The organism is Acinetobacter lanii (assembly GCF_011578285.1).
Classification (GTDB): domain Bacteria; phylum Pseudomonadota; class Gammaproteobacteria; order Pseudomonadales; family Moraxellaceae; genus Acinetobacter; species Acinetobacter lanii.
In genome coordinates this window covers 2,904,118-2,917,240 of sequence record NZ_CP049916.1, presented here as the reverse complement: position 1 = coordinate 2,917,240, position 13,123 = coordinate 2,904,118, and the positions used below count along the sequence as shown (strand labels likewise).

Genomic DNA, 13,123 nt, shown 5'->3' with positions numbered 1-13,123 from the left:
GGCAATATGCATACAATAGCGAGTTGTATTGGGAATGTAAAACCTTAACATTCGAGTTACAAAAAAAAGCCGATCAAATCTGATCGGCTTTTCTATTTTAGAGAAAAGTCCCTAAAAATTATGCGTTTTTATAGTCAATGAGGATACGTAACATACGACGTAAAGGCTCCGCTGCACCCCAAAGAAGTTGGTCACCCACCGTAAATGCACCAAGGTATTCTTTACCCATGTTCATTTTGCGTAAACGACCGACAGGAACTGTGAGCGTACCTGTTACTGCAACAGGCGTAAGGTCTGTCATAGACGCTTCACGGGTATTTGGCACCACTTTTGCCCATTGGCTCGATTGACGAATCATGTCTTCAATTTCTTTCAATGGTACATCTTTTTTCAGTTTCAAGGTGATCGCTTGAGAGTGGCAACGCATTGCACCAATACGAACACAATGACCATCAATTGGTACGATTTGTTGATTGCCTAAGATCTTGTTGGTTTCAACTTGACCTTTCCATTCTTCTTTTGATTGACCGCTTTCAAGCTGTTTGTCGATATATGGAATCAGGGAGCCTGCTAAAGGCACACCGAAGTTTGCCGATGGGAAACCTTCGCCACGTTGTAGGGCTGCAATTTTAGAGTCAATGTCTAAAATTGGAGATTTAGGATCATCCAATAAATCTTTGGTGTTGTTGTATAAGTAACCCATACCTGTAATCAATTCACGCATATTTTGCGCGCCAGCACCTGATGCTGCTTGATAGGTCATAGACGTTGCCCATTCCACCAAGTTGTTTTGGAATAGAGAACCTAAGCCCATCAACATCAATGAAACGGTACAGTTACCACCAACAAAAGTTTTGGTGCCTTTCACTAAACCGTCTTTGATCACGTTCATGTTGACTGGATCAAGTACGATAATCGCTTCATCATCCATACGTAGGGTAGATGCAGCATCGATCCAGTAACCATTCCAACCTTCAGCTTTCAGTTTAGGGAAAACCTCAGAAGTGTAGTCGCCACCTTGGCAGGTAATAATGACATCCATCTGCTTCAGACTATTAATGTCTGATGCATCCATAAGTGCTGGGGCGGTCTTACCGCCAAACGCAGGTGCTTCACCACCTGCATTACTGGTAGAAAAATAGAATGGCTCAAAATGAGCAAAATCATTCTCTTCAACCATACGTTGCATAAGGACGGAACCAACCATCCCGCGCCAACCGACCAGACCTACTTTCATGTCACTTTGCCTCGGTGCGTTAAAAATTAATAGGGGCTTCGAGTGTATCAAAAGAAGGTACAACTGCAAGAGCTACACAATGAAAACATCAATATTCTTGAGCGGAATATCTTGTTTATGATACATACAAAATTGATAAAGTTTTTTTAAATCTAAAAAAATTAAAAAGATACAAGTGAGAAGAAAACAATGATTTGGGTGGAAATATTGGCAGGCGTTGTCATTTGGCTGAGCTTCTGGTCACTGATTCCTAGAGATGAATGGTGGTTTCGAGGCGCAGATTTTCCACGACTACAATTCTTATTTTTGGGTGCAGTGGCTTTAATCGGTTTATTGTTTTGGCCCAGTGAATGGACGCTTGCACGTGAGATCATTTTAGCCTTATTGATCGCAGCGCTGGCCTATCAGCTTAAAATGGTTTTACCGTATACCCTGATTTGGAAAAAACAGGTCAAGCAAGTCACAGAGGATCAGTTGGATGAAAGTAAACAAATTTCTTTGATTGTATCGAACGTGCTGACCCCGAATGACAAATATCATTTACTGATTGAACAGATTGAAAAGCATCAACCTGATTTGGTTTTGACCCTTGAAACCGATCAAAACTGGCAGAATCAATTGGCAGTGATTGAGGCGGATTATCCCTACCGTGTGCCTGTGCCTTTAGACAATCTGTATGGCATGCATCTGTATAGCAAACTTGAGTTGAGTGATACTGAAGTCAAATTTATTTTGAGTGATGAAATCCCGTCAATTCATACCACGGTGACCTTGCGTTCAGGTCATCAGGTTCAGTTGTATTGTTTACATCCAAAGCCCCCAAGTCCAACCGAAGCCAAAGACTCCACTTTGCGTGATGCAGAATTACTGATTGTTGGCGATCAGATTAAAGATTTGGATGAAAGCTGCATTGTGATGGGAGATCTCAATGATGTGGCATGGTCACGTACGACACGACTGTTCCAACGTATTAGTGGTTTGCTCGACCCGCGTGTAGGACGGCACTATGTCAATACGTTTCATGCCGATTATCCTTTACTACGCTGGTCACTCGATCATGTGTTTCACAGTACCGATTTTGCTTTAGTGAAAATGGAGCGATTACCGCATGTCGGTTCAGACCATTTTCCGGTGTATGTGGTATTACAAACCGGTCGAGAGTTTGAGCGGGTGCAACAAGAACTTGAACAAACCGATGCCGATGAACAAGAGGCCCAAGAAGCGATTCAAGAGGGCATTGAAAAGGCTGAAAAAGAAGAAAAAATCGTGACCGATGAAATTGCTCAAGATTATAAATAAGTGCTATGAGACTCATTTTAATGGATGAATAATAGGCTATTTCACAAATTTAGCTAAACTTATATGTAAGCTATGGCTTACAAAGATAGCCGTCAACAACGGCTATTTTACTTATCTAGTTTTGCTTAATATCTATTCATCGGCACATGGAATGGGAACGGAATTATCCCACTAAGGAAGACGACGCTGATGGATAGAGACATCATGGAGATGATGCAGGAACGGAAAGCCACTAAAACAAGAATATGATTTTGAAAAGCACAACCTCATAAGCCCGAGTTATACAGGATGTAAAACTCGGGCTTAATATTATCTGCATGTTTATCTGTTCAATGCGCTGAAGGATACAGGACAAAACTGCCGATTTTGATGTTTCATTTTCAATAGCGAACAATGCATCTTTGCCAGATATAGTCAGCGATTTAGCATTTATCCGATCTCAATTTCATCACCATAAAAAAGGACTATTCAGCCCTTTCTTATGATCATTGTTTTTCAGATTGAGCGCTTAATAAATCTTATCATAGCCTTCAGGGCGAGTTTTAAAGCGACGGTGGAACCACATATATTGGGTCGGTGCGATGCGAAGCTGATTCTCAATAATCTTATTCACACGCGTTGCATCTGCCAATTCATCATCACTTGGCATATTGTCTAATGCAGGTTCAATCAAGATTTTATATTTTGGATTTGCAATATCCCCATCCCGATAAAAATACAGCGGAATCGCAGCAGCTTTGGTCATTTTCAGTAAACGACGATGTGCCGTTACGGTCGCAGCCGGTGTACCAAAGAACGGCGCCATCACCCCTTGTTTTAAGCCAAAGTCCTGATCAGGACTGTACCAAATCGGGCGACCTTCTTTTAAATGACGAATCAGACCACGCATATCATCATGGTCAATTTGATGGGTATAAATGGTGGCACGGCAGCGATAAATCAGCATATCAAGCAGCGGATTATTCTGTGGACGATAAACCACATCTGGGTCAAAATATTGCGCACAGGCATACCCCCCAGCATCGAGCAGAGTCGAATGTGTGCCGAGTAATAATGCGCCTTTGCCTTCAGCTTGCGCCTTTTGAATATGCTCTAAACCTTCAATCTCGACCCGACCTTTAAACCATGTTGGGCAGTACCATGCATTTAAGGTTTCAAATACACCGAGCATCTGATCGATAAAAACCTGTTTGGCATGCAGTTGCACTTCTACTGCTGACCATTCCGGAAAACAGACTTCTAAGTTACGAATCGTGGTTTTGCGGCGTGATTTAAGTTTATTAAATGCTAATTGACCCATTGCAGTGGCTAAACGGTGTTGGATCGCCCACGGCAAAATAGCCAAAAGCATAAGAAAAACGATGCTAATCCATATACCCCAATATTTAGGTAATAAAAACGACCACTGGAATTCACCAGGGGTATAGGTGCTTTTCTTGCTCATAAAGGCTTTTGTGAATCTGCGAGGTGAAGAGCGATAGTTTAACACGAAGGTGTTTTTAAGATAAATCAATGCTGTTCACTTGAGCTTTTCACTTTACTTGGAATTAAGCATGGTTCAATCATGGCATTTTAATCTGGTGCAATTATTGCTAGATGAACCAATGATTGAACAAGTTGAAAGAAACGAATCATTATGAATCAGGCATTGCAAGATCAAACCCTTAAAAATGCACAATATTGGTTTGCAAAGCTCGAACTCGGTTTTAAAAAAGATCAAGAACGCACAATTTTAGCGCACAGAAAACATCATGGCCCTGTCAGGGTGCAAAAAATGCTCTGGCCGGAAAAGACTGGGGTGTGTCACGCGATTATCGTGCATCCTCCTGCAGGCATTGCAGGTGGTGATCATCTGACGTTTAACATCTGTGTAGATGCCCATGCACATGGCTTGGTCACTACCCCTGGGGCAGGAAAATGGTATAAAACCAATCTAAAAAAAGCCTTTCAACATATTGATATTCAAGTGGAAGATCAGGCGATATTTGAATGGCTTCCTCAAGAAACGATGCTCTTTAATGGTGCACTGGCACATTCAGAAACCAAGATTCAACTGGCTGAATCTGCAAGTTTTATTGGTTGGGATATGTTGGTGTTAGGACGTCAAGCTCGCCAAGAACAGTTCAATGATGGCTTGTATCAAAATCGCTTTCAATTGAGCCAAAACAATCAACTCTTGGTCACAGATACTTTGCGCTTTCAAGGCAATGATCGCTTTTTAAATTCATGCTTAGGCATGCATGGTCATGCCGTCATGGCGAGTTTTTGGGCTGTTCCACCACAATCAATGCGTGACTCAAATTTGCTTGAACGACAGCTTGATGTTTTACGTGATCTGATTATGCGTATGAATCTGCCTGTGACTTTAACCCTGCTCGATTATGTGATTATCGCACGGTATTTGGGAGATGATGTACGCCAATGCCATGATGCCTTTGCCGGGATTCGCGCACGCTTAAGACGTGATTGGTTTGGACTTGATGAAGAGTTTCCAAGGATTTGGCGGACTTAATCCCTCCCAACCTCCCTTTATAAAAGGGAGGGGGTAAGTCCCTCTTTAGTAAAGAGGGATTTAGGGAGATTTTAACAGTCCCTCCCAGTTTCCCCTTATCAAAGAGAGGAGCATCATTTCTGAAATGCGATACAGATTAAATTTTTTGAGCACACTTTTTGCTTAAACATCATTGGAACATTGAAATACTGAAATAACCATTTAGGAAAAAGAGATGGAATTAAATCCCACAGAAAAAGACAAAATGCTGATTTTTACTGCGGGCTTGGTGGCAGAACGGCGCAAAGCACGGGGTTTAAAACTGAATTATCCCGAAGCGGTGGCCTATATTTCTGCGGCACTGCTTGAAGGTGCTCGTGATGGCATGACGGTGAGTGAACTGATGCACTATGGCACGACTTTGCTGAGCCGTGATGATGTGATGGATGGGATTCCAGAAATGATTGCCGAAGTTCAAGTCGAAGCGACATTTCCAGATGGTTCTAAGTTAGTGACCGTACATCAGCCGATTGTATAAGGAGATTCCCATGATTCCAGGTGAAGTGATTACGCCAGACATCGATATCGAAATGAATGTGGGACGTAAAACCCTGAAGCTGACGGTGGCAAATACGGGGGATCGTCCGATTCAAATCGGGTCGCATTTTCATTTTTTTGAAGCCAATGATGCCTTGCAGTTTGATCGTGCTCAGGCACGAGGCTATCGCTTAAATGTCGCGGCAGGCACAGCGATTCGTTTTGAACCGGGTCAAAGTCGTGATGTGGAATTGGTGGAGTTGGTGGGGCATCGCAAAGTCTATGGTTTTGCAGGTCGTGTCATGGGACAGTTGGATTAAAGGAATAAAAAGATCATGAAAATGTCACGCCGTGCTTATGCGGAAATGTTTGGTCCAACGGTGGGAGATCGTGTCCGTTTAGCCGACACTGAACTATTTATTGAAGTCGAACAAGACTTTACGACTTATGGGGAAGAGGTCAAATTTGGTGGGGGTAAAGTCATTCGGGATGGCATGGGGCAGTCGCAACTCTTAGCCGATGACGTTGCTGATACCGTCATTACCAATGCTTTAATTGTGGATTGGTGGGGTATTGTCAAAGCAGATGTCGGTTTAAAGAATGGTCGTATCTGGAAAATAGGTAAAGCAGGTAACCCAGATATCCAACCCAACATCACCATACCGCTAGGTGCTGCAACAGAAGTGATTGCAGGCGAGGGGCAGATCTTAACGGCAGGCGGTATTGATACCCACATACATTGGATTTGTCCACAACAGGTGGAAACCGCCCTGATGTCAGGCACAACCACCATGATTGGTGGCGGAACAGGCCCCGCAGCAGGAACATCGGCAACAACGGTGACACCGGGACCTTGGCACATTGCTACGATGCTCCAAGCCATTGATGATTTGCCGATGAATATCGGATTATTGGGGAAAGGCAATTTAAGTTTACCCGACCCGATTCGTGAGCAAATTGAAGCAGGTGTAGTCGGTTTAAAACTGCATGAAGACTGGGGTTCAACACCTGCAGCCATTGATAACTGCTTAAGCGTGGCGGATGAATATGATGTGCAAGTGGCCATCCATACCGATACCTTAAATGAAAGTGGTTTCTTGGAAGAAACTTTGGCTGCATTTAAAAACCGAACCATTCACACCTACCATACCGAAGGTGCTGGCGGTGGGCATGCGCCTGATATTTTAAAAGCCATTGGTCAGCCGAATGTCTTGCCATCATCCACCAATCCAACCCGTCCATATACAGTGAATACCATTGATGAACACTTAGATATGTTAATGGTGTGTCACCATTTAGACCCTGCTATTTCGGAAGATGTGGCTTTTGCTGAAAGTCGTATTCGCCGTGAAACCATTGCTGCGGAAGACATTTTGCAAGATTTGGGAGCGATTGCGATGATGTCGTCAGATTCGCAAGCCATGGGGCGTGTGGGTGAAGTGATTATTCGCACATGGCAAACCGCACATAAAATGAAAATTCAGCGTGGGCCTTTAGCGGGTGACAATGCTGTGCATGACAATAATCGGGTAAAGCGTTATATCGCCAAATATACGATTAACCCTGCGATTACGCATGGTTTAAGTCATGAGATTGGCTCGGTGGAAGAAGGGAAATTGGCGGATTTGGTGCTCTGGAAGCCTGCTTTTTTTGGGGTAAAGCCATCGATGATTATTAAAGGTGGCATGATTGCTGCGGCACCGATGGGCGATATTAATGCCTCGATTCCAACGCCTCAGCCTGTGCATTATCGTCCGATGTTTGGGGCAAATGCGCGTGGTGTGCATCAGACCTGTATTACCTTTTTATCGCAAGCAGGAATCGACAATGGTGTCGCTGAAAAGCTCGGTTTAAAAAAGCTGATTTCACCTGTAAAAAATACCCGTAATATTTCTAAGGCGGATATGAAGCTGAATACTTACTGTCCTGTGATGGAAGTCGATCCTGAAATTTATGAAGTACGTGCGGATGGGGTGCATTTGACCTGTGAGCCTGCGGAAGTCTTGCCGATGGCACAGCGGTATTTCTTGTTTTAATGATCTAGGTTTTTTTCTCCTCCCTTTATTAAAGGGAGGTTGGGAGGGATTTTACCTTTCCTAAAAGGAGAGGGAATTTAAAATATATCGACTCTTAGATAATTGTTTGTGTATGTGATAAATTGATGATATTTATTGAAAATTAAATTTTATGCAAAACATAGAAGATTATAAATTTTTATATCAAGATGAGAAATATTTTTATTTATATAAGCATGTCCGATTTTCTGAAGGATCACTTTGCATCATTCAAGATGGTACTTTAAGCTTTACACCACCTAGTAAATTTAATGATCCTTTTGATTGCTTGTTTAATATAGATGATGATTATAACTACACTACGAATGAATTACGTGATTTACATGCTAGGTATGGTTGTAAAAGGCTGAGTGCAGCAAAAAGATTACAAGCAAATCAAAAATTTAAATGGCAGCAAAAAATAGGAATATCTGATGGTAGTTTTTTCTTGAAATTTCACCAAAGAACAGGTGTTTGTTGTTTAAATCATAATCCTTTAGAAATACTAATGTGGTCGCATTATGCAGATAATCATAAAGGTTTTTTGTTGGAATTTAAGTTCCCAAAAAGTTCATTGAAATATAAAACAGTATTGAAAGATTTTATTCCAGTTCCTGTTAGTTACAGTAAAGATATGCCAACTTTATCTAAAGAAGATAAATTTTGTTTAAACAACAGTGAAATTGCTAAAAAGATTTATTTAACAAAACATGAGAGTTGGGCGTATGAAGAAGAGTTTCGAGTAGTATCGAATGATATGGAACAACCTATACAATCTTATCCTAGAGATGAGTTACTGTGCTCAGTAATTTTAGGAGTAAAGATGTTACCTGAAAATCAAGAAAGAATTAAAAATCTTCTTAAGCAATTATTAATTGAAGTACCATTGTATAGGGCTGAAATGGTCGAAGGAAAATATGGGATAACAGTACCAAATCATCCACGCCTAAATGTATTAGCGTTAAATAAGAAAAAATAACCAAACTTTCCGCTATTTCTAACAAAGCCTTTTTTAATTAGAGATTACACGCATCAACGCTTAAAATACACTCTCTCTTTAAGCGAGCAAGTCCTATGTCGATGAGTTGGATTCTCTTTACCCTCATGGCTGCATTTATGCAGGCATGGCGCAATGCCTTTCAGAAACAACTCAGCACGACAGTCGATGTATGGGGCGTGACCCTCGCGCGTTTCCTGTTTGGATTTCCACTTGCGATTTTGTATATCGAAGGGCTTTATCAGTTTTCACCCATTGAGCAGGCAGTACATTTCACTCAGCAATACTGGATTTATATTGCCATCGCGGCAGCCAGTCAGATCTTAGCCACTGCACTGATGGTGCAACTGTTTAAACAAAAAAATTATGCCATTGGGGTCGGGCTTGCCAAAAGTGAAGCCATTTTGGCTGCCATCATTGGGGTGGTGTTTCTTTCAGATCATCTGTCTTTGTATGCATGGTTTGGGGTGATTTTGGGTGGCTTTGCTGTATTTCTACTTAGTCGTGGGCATCAATTTGCAGGCTTTTCTCCCAAGACTTTAATGATCGGTATTGGCAGTGGCTTGTGTTTTGCTATTACCTCACTGCTGGTTCGTGAAGCGAGTTTAGAGCTGACCAATTTACCGCAACTACATCGTGCCTCTTGGGTGTTGGTCTCAGTGATTGGACTGCAATGCATCAGCATGCTGTTATATCTCGCACTGTTTAGCCGAAAAACCTTGGTAGCGATGTGGGAGAGAATCGGGCTGACCTTTAAAGTCAGTTTATGCAGTTTTTTGGCATCACTCGGTTGGTTTACTGCCATGAGCATGATGAGTGTGCCGATTGTGAAAACTTTAGGGCAAATCGAGATTTTATTTAGCTTACTCATTTCAGCATATTTCTTTAAAGAGAAATTGGCGAAAGCCGAGCATTGGGGCTTAGCACTCGTAGTCATCGCTGCCATTTTGGTGATTTGGGCGTAGTGGAATTAAAAAATTAAAATGCTGAATATACTTATTATGGTGGCTTGAGTTATCTTTAGGGAATAAATGAAAATAAAAAAAAGATATGAAAATCATAAAAGCAGTTTCCAATATCATCTTTCTCTATAGCTCTTTTGGATTGGGAGCATGTCTTCTATTGCTTTTTTTTGATGATTTTCAGCAGGTTGAAAAATCGAGCATGATTGTTGCAATTAGTAGTGTTTTATTGTTGATGATTTGGATGATTGCTCGATATAGGTTCGAATTTGAAGACAGTTTTTTTACTAAAAAAGTACCTGCGAAAATTAGATTGCCAATATCAGAAGCAACAATTTATAAAATTGAGTCATGGTTCACAGTGATACTTTTTATTTTAGGCATCATTTCGATTCCAGTAACATGGGTGCTGTGGTTATGTTGTTTATCTCTAAGTGTATGTTGGATTAGCTTTTTTCATCATCCTCATGTGTGGGCTAAAGACTCTTTTGATGTCATGGATCGTATCAAACATAGAGATAAATATAGAAAAGATGATGAAGATGGCTGTTTTAATTACCCAATATCATTACATGGCTTTGAATATTTTTATAAGCATCAAAATAAAGAAAAATTGACAGTTTTATGGCGTGATATTTTATCTGTGGATGCCACGATGGTTGATCTAGGTACTTACTCGGAAATTAGACTGTTTATTTTAACCAATAGTGAAATTTTACAGATTGAAGAATCTACATCTGGTTATTTAAAATTTTTTGAAAAGCTTCAAGATCACTTAGAAAATTTTGATTCTATGAAAATGTTGATTTATATGTCAGGTCAATTTTCAGAAACAATAAACGTTTATAAAAAACAATAAACATGCACCAATACAATTCATATTTGGCATGAAAAATGCTTACTTTTGATGCAAAAGATTGATGATGCATCTCGTGAAATGTCATGAGATGTGCGTTAAGCATGAAAAGGGAAAGCATGAAAATCTATACACAGCGATTAGAACAGATCCCATCGGATTCAACCGTTCATTCCACAGTAGAAACGGTACAACTCAATTTTGATACCCGTCAAAAAAGTCGATTTCGTGCCACATTAAATTCAGGTACTGATATTGGGGTCGATTTACCGCGTACAGGCATTTTGCGGAGTGGGTCTTATATTGCGACTGAACAGGGCGATATTTTAAAGGTTGAAGCCAAAGCTGAACATCTGATGCAAGTCACTGCACCGACTGAATTTGATCTGCTCAAGGCAGCCTATCACTTGGGGAATCGTCATGTACCGCTCATGCTGACACCAACCGCATTGTATTTTGAACCTGATCATGTGTTGGCTGAAATGGTCAAAGGCTTAGGTTTAAATGTCAGCGAAGTGCAGCATCCGTTTGAGCCTGAAAGCGGGGCGTATGCACAACACGCACATGACCACCGTTTAAGTCCGATTAAAGCGATTCATGCGCATGCCCATCACTAATGCGAGTCATTTGCTCAAGCTCCTGACGTTGTCTTCAACCGCATTACCTGTGGGTGCCTATTGCTATTCACAAGGGGTCGAAAGTGCGATTGATCGGGGCATGATTCATGATGAAGGCTCAAGCATTGCCTACTTTGAAGAAGTCTTGGAAATGCTGTTGGTACGTTTCGAGTTACCGGTTCTCAAACGCCTGATGCACTTTCATGCCGATGAAGAACAGTTTTTATATTGGGCGAATATCTACCGTGCCAGTCGTGAGTCGAAAGAGCTATTGGCAGAGTCAAAGCAGTTGGCATTTTCTTTAAATGCATGGATTCGAGATGTGCTCAAAATGCCAGTGAAGGTCAAAAAACAGTTGGGTTTTGTTCCTGTGTATGCACAGCTGTGTGGACGTTTAGAACTTGATCCTGCGGAAGTGCTAACAGCCTATACCTTTACGGTATTGGAAAATCAGGTTTTAGGCGCAGTCAAAACGGTACCGCTTGGGCAAATGAGTGGACAGCGTATTTTATGGCATCTGCATGGCTTGATTCCGCAAGCCATTGAAACGGCATTAACGCTTAAAGATGATCAGCTCAGTAGTGCATTACCTCAATATGCCATGTTGAGTATGCATCACGAAACACAGTATTCGAGATTGTTTAGATCTTAAAACTTAAAACAAACCTCTCCCTAGCCCTCTCCTGAAAGGAGAGGGAATTCTAGCTTCCCCCTCTCCCTATGGGAGAGGGTTGGGGAGAGGGTAAAGGAAATAAAAAATGACAGAACGTTCACCACTTCGTGTAGGTATTGGTGGCCCAGTGGGTTCAGGTAAAACGGCATTGACCTTAAATTTATGCCGTGCACTGCGCGATAAATACAATATGGCGGTTGTGACCAATGATATTTACACCAAAGAAGATTCGAACTTTCTAACCCGCAATGAAGCGATGAGTCCTGATCGTATCGTGGGGGTAGAAACAGGGGGCTGTCCGCATACGGCTATTCGTGAAGATGCCTCGATTAACCTCGCAGCGATTGATGATCTCTGTGAGAAGTTTGATGGGCTTGAGCTGATCATTATTGAAAGTGGTGGAGATAATTTGGCAGCGACATTCAGCCCTGAATTGTCGGATTTAACCCTGTATGTCATTGATGTTGCAGGTGGGGAAAAGATCCCACGTAAGGGTGGGCCGGGTATTACCAAATCAGACCTACTCATCATCAATAAAACAGATTTGGCACCGATGGTCGGGGCAAATCTTGATGTGATGGATCAAGATGCGAAACGGATGCGGGGCGATAAACCGTTTTTATTTTCGAATATGAAAACAAAAGACGGTGTAAACGACATTATTGCCTTTATCGAGAAACAAGGTCTGTTTAAAGCCTAAGCCACAACAAGCACACCATAGAGGGGAACACAAATGAATATGAAACAGATGGCGATGTCCAAGATTGCACTTTCATCACTGTTGGTGCCGATGTTGGCACAGGCACATCCGGGGCACCATCATCATGAAGCCAGCTTTTGGACAGGCTTTATACATCCATTCACAGGACTTGATCATCTGTTGATGGCCATCAGCTTTGGGGTATTGATGTGGACGGTATCTAAGCAATGGAAAATCACAGGTGCATTGGGTCTAGTGATTGCTTTGATGCTGGGCTTTGTTTTGGGTGCACAGCAGTGGATTGCGGTAACCGTAGCTGAATATGGCATTGTGGCATCGTTATTGGTGTTGGCAGTTGCGCTGTGGCGTAAATCTAGCCTTGCTTTGGCAATGGTGGCAACAATCTTGGCGACGTTCCATGGCGTAGCACATGGGGTAGAACTCGGTGCCAATGGTCATGTGATGGCACAAATTGCAGGGATGATGTCGGCAATGGCACTGCTTTATGCTGTCGGTTTAGGCATGGGAGCATTGATCACAAAATATATTCCGCAGGGCAACAAAATCGTTGCTGCATGCGCAGCTGTGGTGGCACTCATTGGTTTGGCTTAATTAGTTTAAGGCTTTCATTCAGCGTAATGCATCGCAAAAATGAGATATAAAAAAATGCCGTCATTTGACGGCATTTTTTGATCACAAG

The 13,123-nt window shown here is 41.9% G+C and carries 14 protein-coding genes; 12 read left to right on the top strand and 2 right to left on the bottom strand.

Annotated elements, in window-relative coordinates:
* Positions 1-118 precede the first annotated feature (118 nt).
* Positions 119-1,237: an aspartate-semialdehyde dehydrogenase gene (asd, locus tag G8D99_RS13230; protein WP_166326679.1), complete on the bottom strand. Its 1,119-nt coding sequence runs from the start codon at positions 1,235-1,237 to the stop codon at positions 119-121.
* A 189-nt stretch (positions 1,238-1,426) separates the two neighbouring features.
* Here asd and G8D99_RS13225 point away from each other — a divergent pair, with 189 nt between their 5' ends.
* Positions 1,427-2,536 (top strand): endonuclease/exonuclease/phosphatase family protein, encoded by a 1,110-nt coding sequence (locus G8D99_RS13225; protein WP_166326677.1) that lies wholly within the window; start codon positions 1,427-1,429, stop codon positions 2,534-2,536.
* Between the two features lie 508 nt (positions 2,537-3,044).
* Here G8D99_RS13225 and G8D99_RS13220 read toward each other — a convergent pair.
* Entirely contained in the window at positions 3,045-3,980 is a 936-nt protein-coding gene (locus G8D99_RS13220; protein WP_166326675.1) for an LpxL/LpxP family acyltransferase, read from the bottom strand.
* 192 nt (positions 3,981-4,172) lie between these two features.
* Between G8D99_RS13220 and G8D99_RS13215 the strand changes: the two genes are divergently transcribed.
* The 11 genes from G8D99_RS13215 to G8D99_RS13165 all read left to right on the top strand — a co-directional run bounded on the left by G8D99_RS13215 (position 4,173) and on the right by G8D99_RS13165 (position 13,035).
* Positions 4,173-5,048, top strand: a complete 876-nt coding sequence (locus G8D99_RS13215) for an urease accessory protein UreD (RefSeq protein WP_166326673.1) — start codon at positions 4,173-4,175, stop codon at positions 5,046-5,048.
* 214 nt (positions 5,049-5,262) lie between these two features.
* Positions 5,263-5,565, top strand: a complete 303-nt coding sequence (gene ureA / locus G8D99_RS13210) for an urease subunit gamma (RefSeq protein WP_166326671.1) — start codon at positions 5,263-5,265, stop codon at positions 5,563-5,565.
* Positions 5,566-5,575: 10 nt separating this feature from the next.
* Positions 5,576-5,884 carry an urease subunit beta gene (locus G8D99_RS13205; protein WP_166326669.1) on the top strand — a complete coding sequence of 103 codons (309 nt, stop codon included), beginning with the start codon at positions 5,576-5,578 and terminating at the stop codon, positions 5,882-5,884.
* A gap of 15 nt (positions 5,885-5,899) precedes the next feature.
* Positions 5,900-7,600 (top strand): urease subunit alpha, encoded by a 1,701-nt coding sequence (gene ureC, locus G8D99_RS13200; protein ID WP_166326667.1) that lies wholly within the window; start codon positions 5,900-5,902, stop codon positions 7,598-7,600.
* 151 nt (positions 7,601-7,751) lie between these two features.
* Positions 7,752-8,597 carry a DUF2971 domain-containing protein gene (locus tag G8D99_RS13195; RefSeq protein WP_166326665.1) on the top strand — a complete coding sequence of 282 codons (846 nt, stop codon included), beginning with the start codon at positions 7,752-7,754 and terminating at the stop codon, positions 8,595-8,597.
* Between the two features lie 95 nt (positions 8,598-8,692).
* A complete protein-coding gene (locus G8D99_RS13190) occupies positions 8,693-9,580 on the top strand; it encodes a DMT family transporter (protein WP_166326663.1) in 888 nt (295 codons plus the stop codon).
* A gap of 85 nt (positions 9,581-9,665) precedes the next feature.
* A complete protein-coding gene (locus tag G8D99_RS13185; protein ID WP_166326661.1) occupies positions 9,666-10,436 on the top strand; it encodes a hypothetical protein in 771 nt (256 codons plus the stop codon).
* Positions 10,437-10,552: 116 nt separating this feature from the next.
* The gene (ureE, locus tag G8D99_RS13180; RefSeq protein WP_166326659.1) at positions 10,553-11,050 is read left to right on the top strand and encodes an urease accessory protein UreE; all 498 of its coding nucleotides are present in this window, start codon (positions 10,553-10,555) and stop codon (positions 11,048-11,050) included.
* Entirely contained in the window at positions 11,037-11,702 is a 666-nt protein-coding gene (locus G8D99_RS13175) for an urease accessory protein UreF (RefSeq protein WP_166326657.1), read from the top strand. The genes ureE and G8D99_RS13175 overlap by 14 nt, the downstream gene beginning before the upstream one ends.
* 106 nt (positions 11,703-11,808) lie before the next feature.
* A complete protein-coding gene (ureG, locus tag G8D99_RS13170; protein ID WP_166326655.1) occupies positions 11,809-12,423 on the top strand; it encodes an urease accessory protein UreG in 615 nt (204 codons plus the stop codon).
* A 39-nt stretch (positions 12,424-12,462) separates the two neighbouring features.
* Positions 12,463-13,035: a HupE/UreJ family protein gene (locus tag G8D99_RS13165; RefSeq protein ID WP_166327775.1), complete on the top strand. Its 573-nt coding sequence runs from the start codon at positions 12,463-12,465 to the stop codon at positions 13,033-13,035.
* The last annotated feature ends 88 nt before the right edge of the window (positions 13,036-13,123 follow it).